Source organism: Solibacillus sp. FSL W7-1464 (assembly GCF_038004425.1).
In the GTDB taxonomy this organism is placed as follows: Bacteria; Bacillota; Bacilli; order Bacillales_A; family Planococcaceae; genus Solibacillus.
On the sequence record NZ_JBBORC010000001.1, the window covers coordinates 2,844,521 to 2,868,857 of the forward strand.

Genomic DNA, 24,337 nt, shown 5'->3' on the forward strand with positions numbered 1-24,337 from the left:
TTAATTAGTTAGTTGCTAAATTTACGATTGCTTCTGCATAAATGGCAGTCGCTTTTATCAAGTTTTCAATATCAACAAATTCATCTGCCTGATGGGCAACATCCTGTTCGCCTGGGAACAGCATTCCGAATGCTACCCCTTTTTCCATAACGCGCGCATAGGTGCCACCGCCAGTTGAAAGTGGCTTCGAATAGTCATTGCTGTATTTGCGATAGACTTGTAGCAATGTTTGAACCAATCCATCTTCCTCGCTTACATAATGCGGGATTGAATTGCTCACTACATCTAACGAAAAAGCTTCGTGCTGTAATAACGTCTGTACTTTCGTTATTTTTTCTTCAAACGGATACGTCACCGAATAACGCATACTCACTTCAATTGACGCACCACGCTCATCAAAGTTTACGATTCCAGGGTTTAATGTTGTCGGTCCCGACATCGCATCTTCAAATTGGAAGTCCAATGCTGTTCCAAAATGATCGTTGTCAAAAACACGGACGATAAAATCAACAAACGACTTGCTTTGTTTTGTCCCCAAAACATTTTGTAAAAATTTCGCTAAATAAACCGCTGCATTTCGTCCCTTTTCCGGTTCCATTGCATGAGCTGATTTACCTTTCACAACAATTATAATCCCATTATCATTTTTAGTGAAAGTACCTTCAACATCATTTTCTTTTAAATATTTCAGAAAATTCTCACTTGTGCTTTTTTCGGCATATTTTAAAGTAGCGGTTGCTTCATCCGGCACCATATTTGTGCGGCTGCCTGCATAGAATGACAGTAATTGCTCATTGCTTAATCGTTTTTCTTTACTAGAGAACGTTAAATGGGCAATACCTTTTTCAGCGTTGATTAGCGGAAAATCAGCATCAGGTGCAAAACCAATTGTCGGCATTTCCTCTTTTTCGAAGTAGCGTGTTACGCATTGGAATCCGCTTTCTTCATCTGTACCAATAATCATACGTACACGTTTTTTCAAAGGGATTTTCGCATCGTGGATCAGTTTCATCGCCAGCCAGGCAGCCATTGTCGGACCTTTGTCATCAATCGCACCACGGCCAAATAATTTTCCATCTGCCACTTGTCCTTCAAACGGAGGGTATGTCCAGCTTGCAGCATCTCCGGCAGGTACTACATCTACATGGCAAAGCACACCGACAAGCTCTTCACCTTGCCCCATTTCAATATGGCCGGCCATATGGTCAATGTTTTTTGTAATCATCCCTTGCTCGATACCTTTTTGAAGCATGAATTCCAATGCTGCTTTCGGACCAGCACCGAAAGGCATTATTTCAGAAAAATTACTCTCATCTTTTACACTTTCTATCTGAATCAATTGCTGTAATTCTTGAATAAGCTCTTCTTTTCTTTCCTGAGCCAGTTGTAACCAATCCATCACTACACCTCATTTTTATAATATTGTTATTGTACTCCTTCTTGTTAAAATTACAATAATCATTTGACAAATTCATTGCTATCTCTATTTCTAGGAATATTAAATATATGAATTTTCTGTAAAAATAGTGTTTTTCGTCTCTCATTTCTGGAAATCTGTTTAGTTTTCCGCTATAATGTATGTGTCAGAACATCTATTCTGACCAAACTTTCAGAAAAGGGGATGTCTAAGGCAAACTACTAAAGCCTAAGTGCACTCCGCACATATTTTGTCGTCCGCTAGTCTTATGCCATGAGAATTTAAGATCGAAGGAGTGGTTTTTAGAAATGAAGCCAACTACTGATAGAATGCTTAATCGTATTAAAGACGTGTATATGTTTATCCTGAATAAAGGAGAAGTGACTACACAGGATTTAGTCGAAGAGTTTAACATCACTCCTCGCACCATTCAAAGAGATTTGAATGTGTTAGCCTTCAATGACTTGGTAATGAGTCCAAGTCGGGGTAAATGGACAACGACGAAGAAAAAAGTAAAAATGACATCTTAGAATTCTTGAAAGCGGCTGATTCTTTATTTTGTGAGAAAGGACTAATTGTCCCAACATAACGTAAGGTGTCGATCAGTTACACATGAAATATTATGAACATTGCTGAGTCAGCAAGCGTTCACTTAGTTCTTGACACATAGAACTAAAAGAAGCGAATGCCTTTTCGTCGGGGCATTCGCTTTTCCTTTGTTTATTATTTTTTCGTTAAAAGATCAAGTTCCTGTTCTGTCAGCTCACGGTATTCACCTAATGGCAACTCTTCATCAAGCTGCAATGTTCCCATCGACAGACGTTTTAAATACGTAACCTTCTTGCCTACCGCCTCAAACATGCGCTTCACTTGATGGAATTTACCTTCTTGGATCATCAGTTCAATTTCCGATTGTTCACCAGACATTAATATTTTCAATTCCCCGGGCTTTGTATGATAGCCATCATCCAATGTAACCCCCTGTGCGAATGCTTCGATATCGGCTTCCGTTACTACTCCGTCAATTTTCGCGTAATACCATTTTGGCACATGCTTTTTAGGAGAAAGCAGATTATGTGCTAAATTACCGTCATTTGTAAGTAGCAGCAGCCCTTCCGTATCTTTATCCAAACGACCGACAGGGAATGGCTCAAAATGCCGATAAGCCGGATCGAGTAGATCAATGACCGTTTGATCGTAACGGTCTTCTGTAGCTGAAATGACACCCGGTGGTTTATTCATCATTAAATAAATAAACTCCACATACTCCACACGCTCGCCAAATACCGAAACATTTTGCTTTTCAGGATTCACATGCATTGCCGAATCATTTACTGTAACACCGTCCACTGTTACAGCTTTTTGCTTTAATAATAGTTTAACTTCTTTTCTTGAGCCGTAGCCCATATTAGCCAGTAATTTATCTAAGCGCATAAAGTCCTCCATGAAAAAAGGGGACGCCTTTTAGTGAGACGTCCTCATTTTTATTTTACTAATTTTAATTTACGTGCAATTTTTGTGAATTTTTCACCTAATAATAGTTGGGCTAACCCTAGTCTATAAGATATCGCACCATAAAGAATCGCACCGACCCCTGCACAAATAATTGCATACAGTAGTGCCAGCATTTTCGTAGTGGCCGGAGCAATCGCTGTTAAAACAATATGTGTAATCCATACCGCTAACGCCATCGCGATTGTCAAAATAATAATTAGTAGAATACGTCGTAAAACAACTGTCGCATCGTAATCTGTCACTTTTTTCAGAACAAAAATATTGATTGCGATTGTCGCTCCATAGCCAAGTGCTGTCGCTAAAATAGCACCATCAACCGACATAAGATGAATAAGCGGTGTATTTAAAATTGTTTTTGTAAGCAAGCCGACAAGTAAACTGAAGATTACCCACTTTTGGTAATTGACCCCCTGTAACATAGCAGCAGTTACTGAAAATAGAGCAAAGAAAATGGCAAGCGGTGCGTAGTGACTTAATACTTGTGTTCCCATTTCGCTGTAGGAATAGAAGAAATGATATAAATCTTCCGCTAAAATTGAAATTCCGATCGCTGCAGGTACAGTAATAAACAGCAGTACTTGATACGTTTTATCCATCGAACTATGTACTTGCTGCAAATTGCCCTGCGTATAAAATTTCGTCACCGTCGGAATAATGGCCATCGAAAAGCCTGTAGCCAAAACAACTGGAATCATGACAATTTTTTGAGTTAACAAGTTAAGCATTGTAAAATACGGCTCATAAATTTCCGCCGGAATTCCACTGGCATGCATTGCACGATTAAATGTCAGCAAATCGATAAGCTGGAATAATGACCCCCCCAATCCGACGAATACAACAGGAATCGAATATTTAAATATTTCTTTGTACATCTCCGAATAAGGAAGTCTCTGTTCTCTTGGGGCTACAACCTGAACAGCCTTAATCTCGGGACGCAGCTTTTTCCAGAAATAAAACAATGTCAAAAGCCCGCCAAGCGCGCCAATAAATGCGGCAAATACCGAGAAATTAATTGCTGTTATCTCATCACCGTCCATAACTTTGACGACAATGAACGCTCCAACTAGTAAAAAGACGATGCGCACAATCTGTTCAATCAGCTGTGAAACAGAAGTCGGCAAATAATGTCCGTATCCTTGCAAGTAGCCACGTACTAAACTCATAAACGGCACAACAATTAATGCATAGCTCACCCACTGGATAACGTTCGCAACTTGCTCCACAGTAAATGTCTGTTCTTCACTGCCAATCACTATATTTGCCAGCGGCGTTGCCAGCAGATTCATTAAAATAAACGCTACAATTCCTGTAAGCGTCATCAGTAAAGCACCTGTTTTTACAAGTCTGCGGCCGGCATCGAAATCCCCGAGCGCATTATATTTCGATACGAATTTTGATACTGCAATCGGCAGTCCCGCGATGGCAATACTCAACATAATATTATAGGGAATGTAAGCGTAATTGTATAAAGCAATATTATCTTCACCTACAATGGCATAAAACGGGAAAATATAAATTAACCCTAAAAGCTTTGATAGAAACAACCCGATTGTTAATATGGCTGTTCCTTTCATTAATGAAGACATGAAATAACCTACCGTTCTATATGAAATTCTCTCTGTATAACAATTCACTTACAATACGAGTTCGTAAAGCAAGTTATTTATTTACATTATTTAACTTCCTTCTTGTGACGGTCCTTTCATTAAAAAGTTCCCGTACATTTCCTTTTACAAGTTTACATGTGAAAGACCATTTACTCAAATAGTTTCTTCACTTCGTGTATAATAAGTAAGAGAAAAATCCGTTGAACGAAAAATTATCGCAAAAGAAAGTGAGAAATTATCTATGTATGATGTAATTGTAATAGGAGGCGGTCCATCAGGATTGATGGCAGCAATCGCCGCAGCCGAACAAAACAAAAAAGTGCTCCTCCTTGAAAAAGGCTCAAAACTTGGTAAGAAATTGGCTATATCAGGCGGTGGACGCTGTAACGTAACAAATCGACTATCAGCGGAAGAAATTATTAAACATATACCCGGAAACGGACGCTTTTTATATAGCCCCTTTACCGTTTATAATAATGAAGATATTATTGCATTTTTCGAAGGACTTGGCGTGGCATTAAAAGAAGAAGATCACGGGCGTATGTTCCCTGTATCCAACCGCGCACAAGATGTCGTTGATGCACTTGTCAATGAAATGAAACGATTAAAGGTGGAAGTCCGTTTACACACGGCAGTTAATAAATTGCTCATGGATGATGAAAAAATATATGGTGTACGATTGGAAAGTGGCGAAGAAATCCGTACAAATGCTGTTGTTGTAGCAGTCGGTGGTAAAGCTGTTCCTCAAACAGGCTCAACTGGAGACGGTTATCCGTGGGCGGAACGTGCAGGTCACACGGTTACTACGCTTTACCCTACAGAAGTTCCGGTAACATCAAAGGAACCGTTCATTCAATCACGTGAGCTACAAGGGCTGGCATTACGCGATGCCGCAGTCTCTGTTCTGAATAAAAAAGGAAAAGTTCTTGTAACACATCAGATGGATATGCTGTTTACACACTTCGGTTTAAGCGGTCCTGCCATTTTACGATGCAGCCAGTTTATTGTAAAAGAACAGCTGAAATCTGGCAGCGCACCCGTACAAGTACGAATTCAATCATTACCGGAGTATAACGAAGAAACATGTTTCCAAATGTTAAATAACACAATTAAGGAAGATCCGAAAAAAGCGGTGAAAAACTTATGGAAATCACTTGTTCCGGAACGTTGGCTCTTATTTTTAATGGAGCGTGCAGGTATTGACGCACAGTTAACAGGCATAGAATTATCTCAGGAGAAGATTCGCAATTTTGCACGTGAACTTGTCGCATTTACGATGGACGTTCACGGTACCCAACCGATTGAAAAAGCATTTGTTACAGGGGGCGGTGTTTCGGTAAAAGAAATAGAACCAAAAACAATGGCTTCCAAGAAAAAACAGGGACTCTACTTCTGTGGTGAGATTTTGGATATTCACGGTTATACAGGGGGTTATAATATTACTTCCGCGCTTGTAACAGGTCGAATTGCGGGTATGAGTGCGGGTCAACAGTAACATTTCTGATTTTAATCGAAAAATACTAGAACTGCTCATCATTCCCTAGTATCATAAGAGGTATGTACACTCAGGAGGATACGGCACGATGAATAATTCTCAAAATAACCAGACCATGCTTTATTTAGCATCAGATGAGCTAATGCAAACGCATTTATCTTGCACTAAAATAAGCAATCGTAATAAAGATGAATTCACCTTTTCCATTCGTGTTTTTTGCTATGTCGAAAAAAATGACTCCTATGCGAAAAGTGTTCCATTATATTTGATACTCGGCTTAAATAAACAAGGTGTCGGCATGACTTTGGCTGTCGATTTAGTCAATATCCCAAATGTGTGCCCGACACAATTAAAAAAGATTGTTGAACATTTGCAAAAAAGTCCGGCACTATTGCTAATCGTCTGTCAACAGCTCGATAAAATTGCTTCTTCTTCATCAATCGAAGAGGCGGTGCAAGCAAAACTGGCAAAGCATTTCTTCATTGAAAATGCGCCGAAAGGGATTACAAGCTTTACGACAAACCGTCAGGCAAATAAACTGTACTGGCTCGCGCATAAAAATCAAATGATTTCAGATATGGATTCATTTAAATTAGATGGTGAAGGCGGTCATATTGGATTCACCGTTCAGGTGGGCTTTAAACATGATTTTATTATGCAATGCTATGAAGTAGATTGCATGATGCATATGTTCAATGAAGACGAAAAGCTCGGCTATTATTTTGAGCTATATTTGGATCAGGAAAATTACCATCATCAGCTACTATATGAAACGTTGCCGGATCAGTTCATGGAGAACAAAACATTTTTAAATCAGGTTTTGGAAGAAATGAAAAAACGCAACGAAGAACAGTACGACGATTATTTACAGGATTTAATCGAAAAGTTTACAGCGAGTATATGAAAAAGAGTCAATCCCCAATAGCGGGATTGACTCTTTTGATTTATACATATAAGTAAATTGCGAAGAACATCGCCACACTGCCGCCCATAACAAATAAGTGCCAAATTGCATGGTTGTACGGAATGCGGTCATTTTTGTAAAAGTAAGTGCCGACCGTATACGAAAGCCCACCGATTAATAATGTGGCAAAGCCTGCGATGCCTATGTGTGCAAATAACGGCTTGGCAACAAAAATAATAAGCCAGCCCATCCCGATATAAACAAACAGTGACAGTAATTTAAAACGGTAAACAAAAAATTGTTTCAGCACAATACCGATTGCTGCTAAAATCCATTGAACCGCAAAGATTGTCCAACCTAATTTGCCGCCAATTGCGACTAATACGATCGGTGTATATGTTCCTGCAATCAGTAAAAATATTGAGCTGTGATCGAGCTTTTTCAGAAATGTTTTATGTTTCGGCCATGAATGATACATCGTTGAAGCAAAATACAGGCAAAACATGGAGATACCAAAAATAATATAGCTGACAAGCTCTAATGTTGTGCCTTGATGCTGGGCTTTGTTTACTAACAGCAATGTTGCGGGAATTGTCAGCAATGCGGCAACTCCGTGTGTCAGCCCATTCCAAAATTCTTCTTTTGTACTATATCCACTTTGTTCCATCATGATTTGTGTCATAAAGCCACCTCTTTCATTGTTCAATTATAAAAAAATGTATCCAGTTGTTATAGAAGAACTTGTCATACTTTACATATGATATTTATCATGGATTTGCTGGAAACCTTTTATTATGACTAAATAATATGTTCTGTTGACTAAATTCATTAAAGTATTGACTAAATTCATCCTTATAGTGACTAAATCCCTCCGTTTATTGACTAGATTAATGATTTACGATGAATTGTGCATGATAAACAGACAATATCCGTATGAAAGATTTTTAAAAAAGGAAGTTTCGGCAATTCACTTCCATTCAAGAAATAGGCTATATAGAATTGATTTGGAGGTGTTTTTTTGAAAAAATCGAATCATTATTTATTCATTGAAGCAGCCATCCAGCGGATTCTCCCAAATGATCCGGAAGCTGTCGCATTTCAAGAAGAATTTTACCGTATGAAAGCCGGGTTTGCAGGTGAAAAAAAGCTGAAAAATGCCCTAAAAGATTTCCCATTTAAAAGCGATTATTCTATTTTTTATAACTTTGAATGTGTAAATGACCGCGGTTTTACCCATCAAATCGATGCCCTGCTCATTACTCCGTATTTCATCCTCATTTTCGAGGTAAAACAACTTTCAGGAAAACTCTATTATAAGCCTGTTTTTCACGAATTTACCCGCATAACAGAAAATCAAACGCGCGACAACTTTCCAAATCCCTTTGATCAAGTGTACCGCCATAAACTTTTTATCAAACAATTTTTACAAAAATTAAATATAACGATGCCCGTCCTTCAATTAGTTGTGATAGCCAATTACCGCGCAGAGCTTGACATCTCATTGGAAGGTTTCCCGATTATCCATTTAAGCGGATTGCCTCGTCATTTAGAAAAACTTTATGCGGAAAATAACCATAAAAAGGTCAATATAGCGTATATATGCTCCCAACTGAAAATGTTAATACAGCCTTTGCCTGCCAGAAAAGCCATTTCACGCTGCCGGTTAAAAACGGGTGTGTTATGCCAAAAATGCGAGTATATAAGCCGGATGCATTATCAGCGCGGAATTTGGCAATGCGAAAAATGCCACTCAAAATCCCGGGCAGCTTTATTTGAAGCACTGCATCATTACCGGGTGCTGATCAGTCCTCGTATTTCAAATAAAGATTTTCGTGAATTTACGGGCATAAAAAGTACTTTTGCTGCTTCAAAAATATTGTCGAAGCTCAATTTAGAGAAGTATGGTGCAACAAAAGGCCGCTATTATCTAATTCCTGAAGATATTTATTATAAGGGCGATGACTAATATGAGAAGCATTGGCAAAATAACAGCGTCCGTTGGCTAAATAAGAGTCCCCATTGACTAAATCATTACAGGTATTGGCTAAATTCCCTCCATTTTTGGTAAAATTCCCGGTACCTCTGACTAAAAAACCCTACCGGATATATTTTTCCGGTAGGGTTTTGCGGTCATTACGCTTGAATATGACGAGCGATTTTTTCTGTTAAGCGAGTCGTTACTTTCGGCAATAATACTTTAATAGCCGGATTTAATACTGCACCTGAAAGACCGCCGGCAGTTACTTCAACTGTACCTGTCATATATGTACTGCCATCTTTCGGCTCGGCTGTAAATTCACCGCCGCCTTTAATATTATCCGATAGCCCCGTAATCTCGAATTTGATTTTAGAAGGCTCATTCATTTCGACAATTTTAATCTCGATTTCAACTTTTTTCTTTAAGCCTTTAAAGTTTCCTTCGAATGTCCAATGTGATGTTTGGGCATCCAGTTCTTTATGCTCTTTGTAAGCCGGAACTAATACAGCCCATTTTTCAATTTTACTTACAAAAGCCCATACTTTATCCTGGCTAACCGGAATTTGTACTGAATGTGATGCTTGTGCCATGTTGTTACACTTCTTTCTTCAATTCATTTAATGTGACCATTTACTATTCTAGTATTACATAGAAACCGTGTGGACAACATAGTTATTTTAGCTTTTCATGCAAGATCTAAATAAAAATGCACGGTGATTTTTTATGAAAACACCGTGCATTTATTTTATTTATTATTTAACAACGATATTGACTAATTTACCCGGGATGACAATTACTTTCACAACTGTTTTTCCTTCGATAAATTCTTGTACTTTGCTGTCTGCTAAAGCAACTTTTTCCAGCTCTTCTTTAGTAATATCTTTAGCTACCGTTACTTTTGCACGTACCTTACCTAAAACTTGTACAACAACTTCGATTTCATCGTCTACTAGTTTCGACTCATCGAATGTTGGCCATGTTGCATACGTAATTGTATCTTCATGTCCTAAAATTGACCAAAGTTCTTCGGCAATATGCGGTGCGATTGGTGATAAAAGCTTCACGAAGCCTTTTGCATATTCTGTCGGAATTACTTCCGCTTTATAGCAATCATTAATGAAGACCATCATTTGTGAAATCGCTGTGTTGAAGCGAATGCCTTCATAGTCTTCCGTCACTTTTTTCACAGTTTGGTGATACACTTTTTCCAATGTCGTATCAGAAGAATCCTGAATTTTTGCAGCCAGCTTTCCTTCATCTGTTACGAATAGACGCCAAATGCGATCTAGGAAACGACGTGCCCCGTCAAGACCGTTCGTGCTCCATGCAACAGAAGCTTCCAATGGCCCCATGAACATTTCGTATAAACGTAAAGTATCTGCACCGTGTGAAGCGATGATGTCATCCGGGTTTACTACGTTGCCTTTTGATTTAGACATTTTTTCATTGCCTTCACCTAGAATCATCCCTTGGTTAAATAACTTTTGGAACGGTTCTTTCGTATGAACAAGTCCTAGATCATAAAGCACTTTATGCCAGAAGCGCGCGTATAGCAAGTGAAGTACCGCGTGCTCTGCACCACCGATATAAATATCGACCGGAAGCCAGTGTTTTAATAATTCCGGATCTGCAAGCGCCTGATCATTTTTCGGATCGATATAGCGCAGGAAGTACCATGATGATCCAGCCCATTGCGGCATAGTATTCGTCTCACGGCGTCCTTTTTTGCCTGTTACCGGATCGACTACATTCACCCATTCTTCAATATTTGCAAGTGGTGATTCACCTGTACCTGAAGGACGGATATTTGTTGTTTTCGGTAATTCCAATGGCAGCTCTTCTACAGGAATCGTAGTCATTGTGCCATCTTCCCAGTGAATGACTGGAATTGGTTCACCCCAATAACGTTGACGGCTGAATAACCAGTCGCGTAGACGGTAAGTAATTTTCTTTTCCCCTACACCATTTTCCACTAACCATTCGATTGCCTTCGCAATGCCGTCCGCTTTGTTTAATCCGTTTAAGAAGTCCGAGTTAATGTGCGCACCGTCTCCAGTGAATGCTTCATTCTCGATGTCTCCGCCTTCAAGAACCGGAATAATTTCTAAATCGAACTCTTTCGCGAATTCATAGTCACGCTCATCATGTGCAGGAACAGCCATAATTGCACCAGTTCCGTATGTTGCCAATACATAATCCGCAATCCAGATCGGCACTTGCTTACCGTTGATCGGATTCACTGCATAAGCACCTGTGAATACACCTGTTTTTTCTTTTGCTAAGTCCGTACGTTCCAAATCAGATTTCAATGATACTTTTTCCAAGTATGCTTCTACCGCTTGTTTTTGCTCCGCAGTAGTAATTTCAGCTACTAATTTATGCTCTGGAGCTAATACACAGTATGTCGCACCAAATAATGTATCCGGGCGTGTTGTGAATACTTCGAAGTTTTTGTCTGTGTCAGCAACTGTGAATTTCACTTGTGCGCCTTCAGAACGGCCGATCCAGTTACGTTGCATTTCCTTGATTGATTCCGGCCAGTCAACATCGACTAAATCATCGACTAAACGGTCTGCATACTTTGTAATACGCAGTACCCATTGTCGCATCGGACGACGTACTACCGGGTGACCGCCACGCTCAGAAACTCCGTCGATTACTTCTTCGTTTGCAAGTACTGTACCTAATGCTTCACACCAGTTTACTGCCACTTCATCTACATATGCTAAATCCATTTCCACTAACTTCGTGAAAATCCATTGCGTCCATTTGTAATATGACGGATCCGTTGTATTAATTTCACGGTCCCAGTCATAAGAGAAGCCCAGCTCATTAATTTGACGTTTAAATGTCGCGATGTTTTTTGCCGTAAATTCAGCCGGGTCATTTCCTGTATCAAGTGCATATTGCTCTGCAGGTAGACCGAATGCATCCCAGCCCATTGGATGAAGAACATTATAGCCTTGCATACGTTTAAAACGTGATAGAATATCTGTCGCTGTATAGCCTTCAGGGTGTCCTACGTGCAGACCCGCACCTGATGGATACGGGAACATATCCAATGCATAGAACTTCGGCTTATCCATTTCATTTTCAGTTTTGAATGTTTTATTGACATCCCAGAACGTTTGCCACTTTTTTTCAATTTGCTGATGATTAAAACTCACAATAATTCCTCCTTAAAATATATTCTTGCTGTGGTTTATGTATTTTAGGCGCATTATCAATGATTTAACAGAATATTTAAAAAATAAAAAAATCCCGTCCCATCTTATGATAAGAAGGGACGAGAGGTATTTTTACTCCCGCGGTACCACCCAAATTAGTGACGCAGCACTCAGCTTCATTTCTTAACGCGAATACACGGCCATTAGCTACTATTACTTCACTAAAGCAAACTCCGAGGCGAGTTCAACTTGACACTTACCGGCTTCCACCTGCCGCCAGCTCTCTATAAAGTGCATCCGTTTACTATTCCTCATCACAGTCAATATTATTATTTCATTCATTTTAACGAATTCAGCACAAAAGTACAAGTAACTGTTTTATGTTTGTTCTTTTCTTAGCGTACGATCAAACACCAGACAAGGAATAATTGCGATGACAATGAGTATCGATAATATAAGCATTAAAATTTGCATACCATATAAATCTACCATTAACCCGCCAAACACAGGCCCGATCATCCGTCCAATTGTTGATGCACTATTGACGAGCCCTTGATAGAAACCTTCTTGTCCATGTGGCGCCAATTTATTGGCAATCATCGGAATTACCGGTGTAAAGAATACTTCCCCGAACGTCAAAATGACCATCGCCGCAGCAAACATCTTAAAGTCCTGGGCAAAATAAACAACGATATAGGATAGCGACATCAATATGAGCCCAAGCACCAGCTGATGTTTTATTTTGTTTTCCCAGCGTGTGACAAGCGGGCGGATAATCGGTTGAACTGCAACGATCATGAAGCCGTTGATCGTCCATAGTAAACTGTATTCGGACAGGCTCATTCCCAGCCCTTGTGTATAAGAAGAAATGGTCGCACTCCATTGAGAGTAGCTCAACCAGCAGACAATTAACGAAATACTTAATATACTGATTGCCACAATCGGTCCCCTGTTTCTTCTTTTTGTCTCATTACCTGAGAACGGTTTAGTGGTCAGTCCCCTCATATCAAACCGCTTATAGGTCGTGATGACAAGCACAAAAAATACACAATAGAAAAATAGATTCGCACTAAATACATAGTCAAATTTAATATCGGCAACAATACCTGCCAGTGCCGGACCAATTGCGACCCCTACGTTGTTGGCCAAGAAGATCGAATTAAACGCACGTCGACCCCCTTCTGGCCAGGCACTCCCTGCTATCGCATAAATCGCCGGGTATACAATCCCTCCACTAAAGCCCAACATCGTTAAAAATACAATGTACTGCGGCCAGTCATGCCAAATGGTCAACAGAGTGATTGAGATTAAATTAAATACAACCCCAATTAAAATTGCTTTATAGCCACCTAATTTATCAAATAAATAACCGCCCACTAGATTGCCGAACACACCTGCCAATGAATTTAGCATGAGGACAATTCCAGCGGTAGTTAAAGATTTTCCTAAATGATCATGAATATAAATACTATTTAAAGGCCATAAAAATGAATTTCCGACCGTATTTACGAATGTGCCAATAATTAAAAACCATACTTGTTTCGGCACTCAACTTCCTCCTTCAATATTTGCTCAATTTACTAGTTTATTCTTTAACAGGAAATTGTACAAGAAAAAGATTTCTAGTAGGACACGATGTTCTGTCCGTGTTAGAATAATACGTTAGAGGAGTGAACAAGGAATGACTGAAACAAATTTCCCTTTCCCGTCAGACGGGAAACGTTATTATACATGGAACCGCTATTTACGAAATGAATTCGGAAAAAAAGTTTACAAGGTTGCTTTGGATGCCGGGTTCGATTGCCCAAACCGTGACGGTACGGTCGCTTTTGGCGGTTGTACATTCTGTTCGGCAGCAGGATCAGGAGACTTTGCAGGCAGTAAAGTCGATCCGATTCCCGTACAGTTCGAAAAGATCAAAGCAAAAATGGAGAACAAATGGAAAGACGGCTTAACTATGGCGTACTTCCAGGCGTATACAAACACACATGCTCCACTGGAAGTTTTAAAGGAAAAATTCGAAGCCGCACTTGCATGTGAAGGAGTAATGGGGCTTTCGATTGCAACAAGACCAGATTGCCTTCCGGATGATGTTGTAGAATATTTGGCTGAGTTAAATGAGCGTACGTATTTATGGGTTGAACTGGGGCTTCAAACGGTTCATGAAAAAACAGCGAATTTAATTAACCGCGCACATGATTACGCTACATATGTAGAAGGTGTTAACAAACTGCGCAAGCATGGCATTCGTGTCGTAACACATATTATTAACGGATTGCCTTTAGAGGATTACGAGATGATGATGGAAACAGCCCGTGAAGTGGCAAAACTTGATGTACAAGGAATTAAAATCCATCTGCTGCACCTTTTAAAAGGAACACCGCTTGTGAAGCAATACGAAAAAGGCATGCTGGAGTTTATGGAAAAGGATGCTTATATTCAGCTCGTTGCAGATCAGCTGGAAATTATTCCGCCTGAAATGATCGTCCACCGTATTACAGGAGATGGTCCGATCGATTTAATGATCGGTCCGATGTGGTCTGTCAACAAATGGGAAGTTCTGAACGGAATCGATGCGGAGCTGGAACGTCGCGGTTCTTACCAAGGTAAGTTTTATAAGGCGGATGTGACAAAATGAAATTAGAACGTGTTCTTCAATATGCCCAAACCTTATTGGAAATGTCCGTTTCCGAAGGTGATATTGCGGTAGATGCAACAGCAGGAAATGGACATGATACGCTTTTTCTGGCAAATCTCGTTGGAGATGACGGCTATGTATATGCGTTTGACGTACAAAAGGAAGCGGTTGATGCCACACTGCACCGTCTGCTCGACAATGCACTTGAACACCGGGCAATCGTTTTAAAAGACGGGCATGAAAATGTAGCAAACTATATTCACAAGCCTGTTTCAGCCGCAATTTTCAATCTTGGGTATCTGCCAGGCAGCAATCATGAAATTGTGACAAAGCCGAATACTACGATCCAAGCCATTGAAAGTCTATTAAAGCTGTTAAAAGTTGGAGGAATGATCGTTTTAGTCGTTTATCATGGGCATGAAGGCGGAAAAGACGAGCGCGATGAAGTGATTCGCTATGTAAGTGATTTACCGCAAAAACATGTACATGTTTTACGCTATGAGTTTATGAATCAGAAAAATAATCCCCCGTTTATCATTGCGTTAGAAAAAGTAAAAGAATTTCCGATAGAGGGCTAAGTTTTCTTAGCTCTTTTTCATATCTTTAATGAGGTGAAATAATGCGTTTATGGCATACCGAGTTAATCCCTTTTATTCCGAAAAGTCAGCTGCTTGCCCAGTGGCGTGAGCTGAACAGCATTTTCGTGAAGGAAGACAATCATGTACTGATCAATTATATTTACGAGTACCCGAAAGAGGATTTATATATTTATACACAAATCGTTCTGGAGGAAATGCGTGCCCGCGGCTTTACGATTCGTACAATCGATAAGATGGATCGTTATTTTGCCGATCTTCGTATTCCCGAAAACTATCCGCCATACAGCCGGCATCATAATGATGAATATTTAACAATTTGCTACTACAATTTATATGAAAAGTATATTCGCGGCCAAAAAGATTTTACTACCGAACAGTTCGAAGCATTGCAGCAGTATTACTCAATGAAAAAAGGAGCAGCTTTTTAAAGAGCTGCTCCTTTTATTCTATTGATCTCTCTTATATGTCTCCCAGAAATCTGCATTTTTAATACCGAGTTTTTTCGGATCAAATACTGGGTCTTTTCCTTCTTTTTTCTGTTGCTCATAATCTTTCAGTGCAATGAGAGCCGGCTTCATGATGAATAATAGCATAATGACGTTAATCCATACCGTTAATCCTAAACCGACATCACCGAATGCCCAAGCTAAATCGGATGTTTTAACTGTACCGTAAAATGCCGAAGCCAATAACACGAATTTCATTAAGAAGATACCGATCCGTCTTGCACTTCCATTGAACATATATGAAACATTCGTTTCAGCAATATAGTAGTATGCCATTAATGTAGTGAATGCAAATAGGAATAATGAAATTGCGACAAACCCTGAACCAAAGTTATTCAATGATGGGAACGCATCATTTACAGCAGCTTGTGTAAAGCCTGAATACGTAATCGTCTCATCCATTTTCGCCTCGATCAGAGCCCCGTCCTGACTACCTTCATGGACATTGTAAGTTCCCATGAATAAAATCATTAATGCTGTTGCAGAACATACTAAGATTGTATCAATATAAACTGAAGCCGCCTGTACCAATCCTTGCTTAGCAGGATGCGAAACTTCTGCAGCTGCCGCCGGATGCGGTCCAGTACCTTGACCGGCTTCATTTGAGTAGATGGCACGTTTTACTCCCCAGAAAATCGCACTACCAATCATCCCGCCAAATACAGCATCTGTAGCGAAAGCGCTACGGAAAATTAAAGCAAATACTTCAGGCACAGCTGTAATATTCATAATAATAATAATACCTGCTACTAACAAATAAGCTAATGCCATGAATGGTACTAAAATTTGCGCTGCATTTGCAATTCGCTTAACACCACCAAAAATAATGACTGCTAATAAAAGAATCGTAACAAGACCTGTAATCCATGGTTCAATCCCGAATGCATTATCAACCGCACCTGCAATGGCATTTGCCTGAACACCAGGCATTAAAAATGCGACGGATGCGATCATTGCCACAGCAAAAATAACTCCTAATGCACGAATTCCAGTTGTTTTTTCAATGTAGAATGCCGGACCACCTCGATATTGCCCATCTTTTTTCTCTTTGTAAATCTGGGCTAATGTCGACTCCATATACGCCGTCGATGCTCCGATAAATGCTGTAACCCACATCCAGAACACTGCACCCGGTCCACCGAATGCAATAGCAGTTGCTGTACCTACGATGTTCCCGGTACCTACACGACCTGATAATGCGATCGATAGTGCTTGGAACGAAGATACTCCTGCTTCCGACTTTTCTCCCTTAAACATTAGCTTGAACATGTCTCCAATTAACCTGACTTGTGCAAACTTTGTAAGGATTGAGAAGAACAAACCAACGATTAAAATACCATAAATCATTACTGGACCCCATAAAATATCATTGGCCCATCCTACAAAATCATTCAAAAAATCCATGTTATACCCCCTTGTTGAAATAATGTATTAATTCGAAATTTAGTATATTACAAATATTCCAAAATTTCGATATATTTTTTTATTTTAAAAAAAATAACCTAACAAATTGCAATTTTGTTAGGTTTATTTCTATTCAATAATATATCCCAAATCTCTTAAAACATTGTTAATATAATCAATCGTAAATTTAAAGACATCTTCCCGTTCCAATTCAAAATACAGGCTATGAAGGCAGCCCTTCCACTGTTTGTAGTGAAACTCGGAAAGCGTATGCTCAGTAATCCACTTTTTTGATGTACTGATGTCTGTTACTTTATCATTTTCACCCGTCATTAATAATACAGGGATATCCGGAAACTTCAATTCCGGGTTACGTATTGTCCGTGTCATCTGCTGCCAGTCGCGATACCATTTCACGGTCACCATACTCGTTAACGGCAGTTGTTCTTTCAGCTCCATTAACACATCTGTATTCCGGGTAAGGTGGTAAGGCTCCAACTCATGTTTCAGCTTAACATTCGAAGTAATGGCGCTGAAGCTCGATAAAGCATTCGACAATTTTCCCGGTGCCAGTTTTAAATTAAACCAAGGGGATGTTAAAACAACACCCGCACATTCTATTTTATTGTTCTGGAGCACATACGCAGCGATTGCAGCCCCCAGCCCATTGCCTACGATAAATAGCGGTAAGTTATATTCAAGTGCCACTTTCAACAACACTTTTGTATACTTGTAATATTCTTTAAAATCTTCGTCATGATACTTTGTATACTTTCCTTGCTCTCCATGTCCCGGCAAATCCCCCATTACAACATGAAAGTGGGAACTGCGGAACTTTTCGATTAACCATGCGTACCACCGATGATGTTCATATGCGCTATGAATAATAACGACTACGGCTTTTGGTTGTTGCTCTGTTTCCCATTTCCACATGGCCATACTCCTTTTACATATAAATTATTTTTATGACATAAACACGAGACCTTTAAAATTAAGTCTGAGTTTGCCGATATCAAAAAGTTATGATGTTGCACCTTCTTTAATATCGGCATCATTATATTACTATTTATTCGTTTAATTATAATACATTCCGATTCAAAAGAAATGTTAATTGAAAATTCTTCACGTTTTGTTACGATATCTATAGATTTATCTACAATTCTATAGAAGAAATGAGGAAATGAAAATGATTTACCCCTATAAGGATAAAATACCGACAATCCACCCTTCTGCATTCATTGCCGATTATGCCACAATTACCGGTGACGTAACAATCGGGGCCGAAACTTCAATTTGGTTTAACACGGTAATCCGCGGCGATGTGAACAAAACTATAATTGGCGACCGTGTCAGCATCCAGGATTTGAGCTGCCTTCACCAAAGTCCCGCTTACCCTCTCATCATTGAAGATGAAGTAACAGTAGGCCATCAAGTTACATTACATAGCTGTACAATTAAGAAACGCGCTTTAGTTGGTATGGGTTCCATCATACTGGACGGGGCAGTTATAGGCGAAGGAGCGTTTATCGGTGCCGGCAGTCTAGTACCACCCGGAAAAGTGATTCCTCCCAATTGTTTGGCGATGGGGCGCCCGGCAAAAGTTGTGCGTGAAGTAACAGCTGAAGATCGCGCAGATATGGATCGGATTATTTCCGAATATGTGGCGAAAGGACAATACTATAAATCCCTTCAGAAATAGTTTCACAATCATATTGTTAGTCGAAATCTCTACCTATAATATAGGATGTTTACTGGAAATCATAAAAAAGGAGCTATCCATTTATCTGGATGCTCCTTTTTTTATTAAATTCCTGCTTTTGCTTTTAATTCAGCTGCTTTATCCGTATTTTCCCATGGCACATTCAAATCTGTGCGGCCGAAATGTCCGTATGCTGCTGTTTGTTTATAGATAGGGCGTCGTAAATCAAGCATTTTAATAATGCCTGCAGGACGTAAATCGAAAAGTTCACGAACCCAGTTTACGATTTGTGATTCTGCTACTTTTCCTGTACCAAACGTATCAACTGCGATTGAAACAGGTTGTGCAACACCGATTGCATACGCCAACTGCACTTCAGCACGGTCTGCTAAGCCCGCTGCTACAATGTTTTTAGCAACATAGCGTGCTGCATATGCTGCAGAGCGGTCAACTTTCGTTGCATCCTTACCAGAGAATGCTCCGCCACCGTGACGTGCATAACCACCGTAAGTATCAACGATAATTTTACGACCTGTAAGTCCTGCATCTCCTTTAGGGCCGCCGATTACGAATCGACCTGTTGGGTTGATGAAGTACTTTGTAGCTCCATCCAATAAATGAGCAGGAACTACCGGTTTAATAACGTGTTCCTTAATATCTGTTTGGATTTGTTCCAATGTTGCTTCTTCATCGTGCTGTGTTGAAATAACGATTGTATCCACACGAACAGGCTCATTGTTTTCATCGTATTCGATTGTTACTTGTGTTTTACCATCCGGACGCAAATATTCCAATTGGCCTGATTTACGTACTTCTGTTAAACGACGCGCTAGTTTATGAGCTAAAGAAATAGGCATCGGCATAAGTTCGGGAGTTTCGTTACATGCATAACCGAACATTAAACCTTGGTCACCGGCACCGATTGCTTCAAGTTCGTCCTCTGTCATTGATCCTTCGCGTGCTTCCAAAGCCTGGTCAACACCTTGTGCAATGTCAGGTGATTGTTCTCCTACAGCTACTAGTACTGCAAGGTTTTCAGCATCAAAGCCGTACTTACCGCGTGTATAGCCGATTTCTGCTACTGTATCGCGTATAATACCTTTCATATCTACATAAGTAGAAGTTGTAATTTCACCAGATACTAATACTAAGCCTGTTGTTACCGTAGTTTCACAAGCTACACGTGCATTTGGATCTGCAGCTAAAATAGCGTCTAAAATGGCATCCGAAATTTGGTCACAAATTTTATCCGGATGTCCTTCCGTTACACTTTCTGATGTAAACAGTCGACGATTTGTCATGTCATTTCCTCCTAAATCACTTTGGCAATTGTTTTTTATTGATACGGTACTCATTACCCATGTCCGTTATATTGCAGCAATTACACAAATGCGTATCCGCTTTTTAACGTCAAGCTATATTTGCTTTAACACGAGGGTCTGAAAGGCTGTAACTATCTAATTTTCGCTTAGCACGAAATTGTAAATCAAAATAAAAAAAATCCTTTCTCTCATAGCCGTGTTCATCACACGTGAGGAAAGGATATTACGTTTCGTTACCTTTCACTCTTATCGTTCAAGGGAAATTTTGCCCTTGCATCAGGTTGGCACCAACACGTATAAAATATACGCAGGTTGCCGGGTTTCATAGGGCCTGCCCCTCCACCAGCTCGGGATAAGAGTATCCGTTCAATTAAACATCTTACGCAAAAAAGCAAGTGCTGTCAACAAATTTTGACTTTTTTCGATACGTAAAAAATTGCGAAAAAATAATTTGCAATTAGTATAGATTATTTCACTTAATGTGTTATACTATTTTTGAATTAGGAATCAACTCCCCTCTATAAGGGAATACTATAAAAAAGGATGGTATTTAATAGATGAATTCGGTAGAAATTGCTAACGAGCTGAAAGAACTTTTAAACGGGGAAAATATCAAAACTCAATTATCTGTTCCACAACTAATTGAAAAAGCTACATCACGTGGAGAAGCAACGCTAACAGTTGAAGGCGCATTACGTGCCGAAACAGGCAAATATACTGGCCGCTCTCCTAAAGATAAATATATAGTAGAAGAAGAAATTTCAAAGGACAAAATCGATTGGGGTAAAGTAAACCGTCCGATCTCAGCAGAAGTATTTGATAAACTTTATGTAAAAGTTGTAAATTACTTAAAAGAGCGCGACGAGTTATATGTATTCAACGGTTTTGCTGGTGCAGACAAAGAGTCTCAATTATCTATTAAAGTAATTAACGAATATGCTTGGCATAATCTATTCTGTCATCAATTATTCATCCGCCCAACAGCAGACGAATTGGCTAAACACGTTGCCGAGTTTACAATCGTATCTGCACCAAACTTCAAAGCAGATCCGGAAGTAGACGGTACTGGATCGGAAACGTTCATTATAACATCTATCGAAAAGAAAATCATCTTAATTGGCGGAACTGAGTACGCTGGCGAAATGAAGAAGTCCATCTTCGGTATTATGAACTACTTGTTACCTGAACAAGGTATCTTCCCAATGCACTGCTCTGCTAACGTTGGTGAAGAAGGCGATGTAGCATTATTCTTCGGTTTATCCGGTACAGGGAAAACAACGTTATCAGCTGACAAAGACCGCAAATTAATTGGTGATGACGAGCACGGCTGGTCTGACAACGGTGTATTCAACATTGAAGGTGGTTGCTATGCTAAAACGATCAACCTATCCGCTGAAAATGAGCCGGAAATCTACAATGCGATCCGCTTTGGTTCAGTATTGGAAAACGTTGCGGTAGACCCTGAATCACGCGAATGCGACTATGCAGACGGCTCATTAACTGAAAACACACGTGTCGCTTACCCAATCGACTTTATCGACAATATTGTCTTACCATCAGTAGCAGGGCATCCAAATACAATCGTCTTCTTAACAGCCGATGCATTTGGTGTATTACCTCCTATCTCTAAATTGACTAAAGAGCAGGCAATGTATCACTTCCTAAGCGGCTTCACTTCTAAACTTGCCGGAACGGAACGTGGTGTAACAGAGCCGGAACCAGTATTCTCTACATGCTTCGGTTCTCCATTCCTACCGCTTGCTGCAACAGTTTATGCAGAGCAATTAGGTAAGAAAATTGATGAGCACGGTTCACAAGTATTCCTAGTAAACACTGGTTGGACTGGTGGCGAATACGGTGTAGGTAGCCGTATGAAGCTTTCATACACACGTAAAATGGTCCGTGCTGCAATTGAAGGGCAATTAAATAACGTTGATACTACAAAAGATGCTGTATTCGGATTAAACATCCCAGTAGCAGTGGAAGGTGTACCATCTAACGTATTAAACCCTCGTGATGCATGGGCAGACAAAGCTGCATATGACAAAAAAGCTGCTGAACTTGCTGAACTGTTCAAAAACAATTTCAAGAAATTCGAGAATGTTGATGAAACAATCGTTCAAAAAGGCGGCCCATTAGTATAATTTACTAATCAGCTATGTTTATTCAACTGAAAGAGACTTGGACATAACCCCAAAAACGCTATTTTTCTCTGAGAAAAATAGCGTTTTTTTGCTGCGCGTTAAAATTGATTTCCATTCCGGGACGCTTTCCGCGGGCGTGGCCTGAGCCTGTAGTCTCAGGCGTCACGCTATTCCCGCAGGAGTCGCCCTCCATTCCAATCAATTTTGCAATATATCCGTTTCTTAATAAAGGCTTTCCTCTTATTTAACAATAATTCTACTTATGTCCCTGCCCTTTTTTGTTGTGTATCTATTGGCGTTTCATCCATTCACATAAGTTTTTCACAGTGTCACGGTTTAGGTTTGGAGGATAATGATGCTTTAATCCGGATGAGTACCATGTCACAACAGATTTCCCTTCTTTTTTTAAGTACTGCTCCAATTTATAGGCATGCTCTATATCAACATGCTGATCTTCTGTTCCATGAATAATAAGTACGGGGTTTTGAAGTTTATCGATTTCAAATAATGGTGTACGGTTATCATAGTTTTCCGGTACTTTATTTGGAGTACCGCCTACTATTCTTTTTAAGCCGCGCCGCATATCAACACGTTCCCAATATGTCGCTGTTGCATCCGATACACCTGCCCAAGTTACGAGCGATTTAATATCATTACGTAAAATCGCTGTCCACAATACCATTAACCCGCCGCGGGAAAAACCATATAAATTCACTTTGTCTACCTGAATAAATTGTTTCAGGACTTCTATGCCGTTAACCGCATCATAACGGTCATCGCCGGCAAATTCGTCCTTACCTTCCCCTCCGCGATTTCCCCGATAATACGGGGCAAATACAACGAAGCCTTGCATCGCAAATTGAGCAATGCGTGCAGGTCTGACCATGCCGATTGATTGGAGTCCCCCACGCAAATATAAAAGCGCCTCATATGTACCAGAGACTTTAGGACGCGCCAATAATCCTTTTACACGCAGCCCTTGTGACCAATACGTGATTTCATCTAATCGGATATGAGGATTGGGTGACGGGTAATTGCGTATCGAAAAAATCTTACCATTGTCGTTCATGATTTTTCACTTCCTGCAACATCTTTTTCATTCCTGCATCCCGCATATAAAAACTTAATTTTGGCTGCTGCCAAAGTTCTTCTTCTGTCAGCCATAACATGCCTTCTGTTTCATGGTCTCCCGTAAAAGGCTCAATGTCCTTTACTTTAGCAGTAAAGACCGCTTTGCAAAAGGGAATCTCATCATGCACAATATAGTAGGCAAACCATTTTACATCTTCTATGACCACATTTGCTTCTTCGTAAACTTCACGGATAGCCGCTTCGTATAATGTTTCGCCGGGCTCCTGCTTGCCGCCTGGAAACTCTACGCCACGACGATGATGAATCGTGCATAGCCATTTCCCCTCATATTGCACGAGTGCCAATACATGCTTAGGTTCAACTTCGAAAGGACCTTCATCAAATCTTAAATCTACTTTTAAATTATTTTCATCGATAAATGTAAACATCTTTTCGCTCAACTCCTACTATACAGTGTAACGAACAGATGTCTCCCGTTCAATCAAATCGCCTAATTAGCGAGTAAAGTACGGCAGTTGCTCTACGAATTTCTTCGCTTCCTCATCACCGAATTCATGAATGAGGGCATAGACTTTTTTTAGACGGTGGTCGATCTCATGATTTAATCTGTCCAAATGATATGGAATAAACGGCATATGGGCGCGAAAGGCATTTGACGCCTCCAACTGTTGCATCTGATTGAACAGTTTCATAAATACTCGCGCTTTTAAAGGTTCCATTTTCAATACGAATTCATAGGATGATCCCGGATGCAAATTGCAGGTTAAATTGGCGACGGATATATAAACATTATTTTTTTCCATTATTCTCACCTCATAGTTAAGGTGGTCTGCAATAATCTCGTTTATAC

At 39.9% G+C, this 24,337-nt stretch carries 22 protein-coding genes, 1 riboswitch and 1 other annotated feature; of the genes, 9 read left to right on the forward strand and 13 right to left on the reverse strand.

Going from position 1 to position 24,337, the window contains the following annotated elements; all coding sequences use genetic code 11:
• Positions 1-4 precede the first annotated feature (4 nt).
• Complete coding sequence (pepV, locus tag MKZ25_RS14005; protein WP_340802073.1) at positions 5-1,399, reverse strand: dipeptidase PepV; 1,395 nt, start codon at positions 1,397-1,399, stop codon at positions 5-7.
• Positions 1,400-1,725: 326 nt separating this feature from the next.
• Here pepV and MKZ25_RS14010 point away from each other — a divergent pair, with 326 nt between their 5' ends.
• Positions 1,726-1,947, forward strand: a complete 222-nt coding sequence (locus MKZ25_RS14010) for a DeoR family transcriptional regulator (protein WP_008408196.1) — start codon at positions 1,726-1,728, stop codon at positions 1,945-1,947.
• A 193-nt stretch (positions 1,948-2,140) separates the two neighbouring features.
• On the opposite strand, the gene MKZ25_RS14015 is transcribed toward MKZ25_RS14010, so the two are convergent.
• Entirely contained in the window at positions 2,141-2,851 is a 711-nt protein-coding gene (locus tag MKZ25_RS14015; RefSeq protein ID WP_340802074.1) for a pseudouridine synthase, read from the reverse strand.
• 50 nt (positions 2,852-2,901) lie between these two features.
• The gene (locus MKZ25_RS14020) at positions 2,902-4,518 is read right to left on the reverse strand and encodes a putative polysaccharide biosynthesis protein (protein ID WP_340802075.1); all 1,617 of its coding nucleotides are present in this window, start codon (positions 4,516-4,518) and stop codon (positions 2,902-2,904) included.
• Between the two features lie 262 nt (positions 4,519-4,780).
• On the opposite strand from MKZ25_RS14020, the gene MKZ25_RS14025 reads away from it, so the two are divergent.
• Positions 4,781-6,034, forward strand: a complete 1,254-nt coding sequence (locus MKZ25_RS14025; RefSeq protein WP_340802076.1) for a BaiN/RdsA family NAD(P)/FAD-dependent oxidoreductase — start codon at positions 4,781-4,783, stop codon at positions 6,032-6,034.
• An 88-nt stretch (positions 6,035-6,122) separates the two neighbouring features.
• Positions 6,123-6,938 carry a cysteine methyltransferase gene (locus MKZ25_RS14030; RefSeq protein WP_340802077.1) on the forward strand — a complete coding sequence of 272 codons (816 nt, stop codon included), beginning with the start codon at positions 6,123-6,125 and terminating at the stop codon, positions 6,936-6,938.
• 40 nt (positions 6,939-6,978) lie between these two features.
• On the opposite strand, the gene trhA is transcribed toward MKZ25_RS14030, so the two are convergent.
• Positions 6,979-7,620: a PAQR family membrane homeostasis protein TrhA gene (gene trhA / locus MKZ25_RS14035; RefSeq protein WP_340802079.1), complete on the reverse strand. Its 642-nt coding sequence runs from the start codon at positions 7,618-7,620 to the stop codon at positions 6,979-6,981.
• A 336-nt stretch (positions 7,621-7,956) separates the two neighbouring features.
• Here trhA and MKZ25_RS14040 point away from each other — a divergent pair, with 336 nt between their 5' ends.
• Positions 7,957-8,904 carry a nuclease-related domain-containing protein gene (locus MKZ25_RS14040; protein WP_340802080.1) on the forward strand — a complete coding sequence of 316 codons (948 nt, stop codon included), beginning with the start codon at positions 7,957-7,959 and terminating at the stop codon, positions 8,902-8,904.
• A 167-nt stretch (positions 8,905-9,071) separates the two neighbouring features.
• On the opposite strand, the gene MKZ25_RS14045 is transcribed toward MKZ25_RS14040, so the two are convergent.
• From MKZ25_RS14045 to MKZ25_RS14055, 3 genes are all read right to left on the reverse strand, one after another.
• On the reverse strand, positions 9,072-9,506 hold the full coding sequence (locus tag MKZ25_RS14045) for a CoxG family protein (RefSeq protein ID WP_340802081.1): 435 nt from the start codon (positions 9,504-9,506) through the stop codon (positions 9,072-9,074).
• A gap of 162 nt (positions 9,507-9,668) precedes the next feature.
• Positions 9,669-12,083, reverse strand: a complete 2,415-nt coding sequence (leuS, locus tag MKZ25_RS14050; protein ID WP_340802082.1) for a leucine--tRNA ligase — start codon at positions 12,081-12,083, stop codon at positions 9,669-9,671.
• 112 nt (positions 12,084-12,195) lie between these two features.
• Positions 12,196-12,410: a binding site (T-box leader), on the reverse strand.
• A gap of 51 nt (positions 12,411-12,461) precedes the next feature.
• A complete protein-coding gene (locus MKZ25_RS14055) occupies positions 12,462-13,631 on the reverse strand; it encodes an MDR family MFS transporter (protein WP_340802083.1) in 1,170 nt (389 codons plus the stop codon).
• 133 nt (positions 13,632-13,764) lie between these two features.
• Here MKZ25_RS14055 and MKZ25_RS14060 point away from each other — a divergent pair, with 133 nt between their 5' ends.
• From MKZ25_RS14060 to MKZ25_RS14070, 3 genes are read left to right on the forward strand one after another with little or no spacing between them, the layout of a single operon-like run.
• On the forward strand, positions 13,765-14,721 hold the full coding sequence (locus tag MKZ25_RS14060; RefSeq protein WP_340802084.1) for a TIGR01212 family radical SAM protein: 957 nt from the start codon (positions 13,765-13,767) through the stop codon (positions 14,719-14,721).
• Positions 14,718-15,299 (forward strand): class I SAM-dependent methyltransferase, encoded by a 582-nt coding sequence (locus MKZ25_RS14065; protein WP_340802085.1) that lies wholly within the window; start codon positions 14,718-14,720, stop codon positions 15,297-15,299. Before MKZ25_RS14060 ends, MKZ25_RS14065 begins: the two co-directional genes overlap by 4 nt.
• Before the next feature lie 41 nt (positions 15,300-15,340).
• Positions 15,341-15,748 (forward strand): pyrimidine dimer DNA glycosylase/endonuclease V, encoded by a 408-nt coding sequence (locus tag MKZ25_RS14070; protein WP_340802086.1) that lies wholly within the window; start codon positions 15,341-15,343, stop codon positions 15,746-15,748.
• 18 nt (positions 15,749-15,766) lie between these two features.
• Here MKZ25_RS14070 and MKZ25_RS14075 read toward each other — a convergent pair whose 3' ends face one another.
• Complete coding sequence (locus MKZ25_RS14075) at positions 15,767-17,230, reverse strand: alanine/glycine:cation symporter family protein (protein ID WP_340802087.1); 1,464 nt, start codon at positions 17,228-17,230, stop codon at positions 15,767-15,769.
• Positions 17,231-17,359: 129 nt separating this feature from the next.
• Positions 17,360-18,163, reverse strand: coding sequence for an alpha/beta hydrolase (locus MKZ25_RS14080; RefSeq protein WP_340802088.1), 804 nt, complete (start codon positions 18,161-18,163; stop codon positions 17,360-17,362).
• A gap of 253 nt (positions 18,164-18,416) precedes the next feature.
• Between MKZ25_RS14080 and MKZ25_RS14085 the strand changes: the two genes are divergently transcribed.
• Positions 18,417-18,929 (forward strand): gamma carbonic anhydrase, encoded by a 513-nt coding sequence (locus tag MKZ25_RS14085; protein WP_251686428.1) that lies wholly within the window; start codon positions 18,417-18,419, stop codon positions 18,927-18,929.
• Positions 18,930-19,033: 104 nt separating this feature from the next.
• Here MKZ25_RS14085 and metK read toward each other — a convergent pair whose 3' ends face one another.
• Complete coding sequence (gene metK, locus MKZ25_RS14090) at positions 19,034-20,230, reverse strand: methionine adenosyltransferase (protein WP_340802089.1); 1,197 nt, start codon at positions 20,228-20,230, stop codon at positions 19,034-19,036.
• A gap of 264 nt (positions 20,231-20,494) precedes the next feature.
• A riboswitch (SAM riboswitch) is annotated at positions 20,495-20,610 on the reverse strand.
• A 198-nt stretch (positions 20,611-20,808) separates the two neighbouring features.
• On the opposite strand from metK, the gene pckA reads away from it, so the two are divergent.
• Complete coding sequence (gene pckA, locus MKZ25_RS14095; protein WP_340802090.1) at positions 20,809-22,395, forward strand: phosphoenolpyruvate carboxykinase (ATP); 1,587 nt, start codon at positions 20,809-20,811, stop codon at positions 22,393-22,395.
• Positions 22,396-22,684: 289 nt separating this feature from the next.
• On the opposite strand, the gene MKZ25_RS14100 is transcribed toward pckA, so the two are convergent.
• The 3 genes from MKZ25_RS14100 to MKZ25_RS14110 form a co-directional block, all read right to left on the reverse strand.
• Positions 22,685-23,464 carry an alpha/beta hydrolase family protein gene (locus MKZ25_RS14100; RefSeq protein ID WP_340802091.1) on the reverse strand — a complete coding sequence of 260 codons (780 nt, stop codon included), beginning with the start codon at positions 23,462-23,464 and terminating at the stop codon, positions 22,685-22,687.
• On the reverse strand, positions 23,448-23,915 hold the full coding sequence (locus tag MKZ25_RS14105) for an NUDIX hydrolase (RefSeq protein ID WP_340802092.1): 468 nt from the start codon (positions 23,913-23,915) through the stop codon (positions 23,448-23,450). The genes MKZ25_RS14100 and MKZ25_RS14105 overlap by 17 nt, the downstream gene beginning before the upstream one ends.
• A 66-nt stretch (positions 23,916-23,981) precedes the next feature.
• Complete coding sequence (locus MKZ25_RS14110) at positions 23,982-24,290, reverse strand: transposase (RefSeq protein ID WP_340802093.1); 309 nt, start codon at positions 24,288-24,290, stop codon at positions 23,982-23,984.
• Positions 24,291-24,337: the final 47 nt, after the last annotated feature.

Excerpts from the sequence above, each read along its gene's own strand:
- pepV (WP_340802073.1), bottom strand. The coding sequence starts at position 1,399 with ATGGATTGGTTACAACTGGCTCAGGAAAGAAAAGAAGAGCTTATTCAA.
- MKZ25_RS14010 (WP_008408196.1), top strand. The coding sequence starts at position 1,726 with ATGAAGCCAACTACTGATAGAATGCTTAATCGTATTAAAGACGTGTAT.
- MKZ25_RS14015 (WP_340802074.1), bottom strand. The coding sequence starts at position 2,851 with ATGCGCTTAGATAAATTACTGGCTAATATGGGCTACGGCTCAAGAAAA.
- MKZ25_RS14020 (WP_340802075.1), bottom strand. The coding sequence starts at position 4,518 with ATGTCTTCATTAATGAAAGGAACAGCCATATTAACAATCGGGTTGTTT.
- MKZ25_RS14025 (WP_340802076.1), top strand. The coding sequence starts at position 4,781 with ATGTATGATGTAATTGTAATAGGAGGCGGTCCATCAGGATTGATGGCA.
- MKZ25_RS14030 (WP_340802077.1), top strand. The coding sequence starts at position 6,123 with ATGAATAATTCTCAAAATAACCAGACCATGCTTTATTTAGCATCAGAT.
- trhA (WP_340802079.1), bottom strand. The coding sequence starts at position 7,620 with ATGACACAAATCATGATGGAACAAAGTGGATATAGTACAAAAGAAGAA.
- MKZ25_RS14045 (WP_340802081.1), bottom strand. The coding sequence starts at position 9,506 with ATGGCACAAGCATCACATTCAGTACAAATTCCGGTTAGCCAGGATAAA.
- MKZ25_RS14060 (WP_340802084.1), top strand. The coding sequence starts at position 13,765 with ATGACTGAAACAAATTTCCCTTTCCCGTCAGACGGGAAACGTTATTAT.
- MKZ25_RS14065 (WP_340802085.1), top strand. The coding sequence starts at position 14,718 with ATGAAATTAGAACGTGTTCTTCAATATGCCCAAACCTTATTGGAAATG.
- MKZ25_RS14070 (WP_340802086.1), top strand. The coding sequence starts at position 15,341 with ATGCGTTTATGGCATACCGAGTTAATCCCTTTTATTCCGAAAAGTCAG.
- MKZ25_RS14075 (WP_340802087.1), bottom strand. The coding sequence starts at position 17,230 with ATGGATTTTTTGAATGATTTTGTAGGATGGGCCAATGATATTTTATGG.
- MKZ25_RS14080 (WP_340802088.1), bottom strand. The coding sequence starts at position 18,163 with ATGTGGAAATGGGAAACAGAGCAACAACCAAAAGCCGTAGTCGTTATT.
- MKZ25_RS14085 (WP_251686428.1), top strand. The coding sequence starts at position 18,417 with ATGATTTACCCCTATAAGGATAAAATACCGACAATCCACCCTTCTGCA.
- metK (WP_340802089.1), bottom strand. The coding sequence starts at position 20,230 with ATGACAAATCGTCGACTGTTTACATCAGAAAGTGTAACGGAAGGACAT.
- pckA (WP_340802090.1), top strand. The coding sequence starts at position 20,809 with ATGAATTCGGTAGAAATTGCTAACGAGCTGAAAGAACTTTTAAACGGG.
- MKZ25_RS14100 (WP_340802091.1), bottom strand. The coding sequence starts at position 23,464 with ATGAACGACAATGGTAAGATTTTTTCGATACGCAATTACCCGTCACCC.
- MKZ25_RS14105 (WP_340802092.1), bottom strand. The coding sequence starts at position 23,915 with ATGTTTACATTTATCGATGAAAATAATTTAAAAGTAGATTTAAGATTT.
- MKZ25_RS14110 (WP_340802093.1), bottom strand. The coding sequence starts at position 24,290 with ATGGAAAAAAATAATGTTTATATATCCGTCGCCAATTTAACCTGCAAT.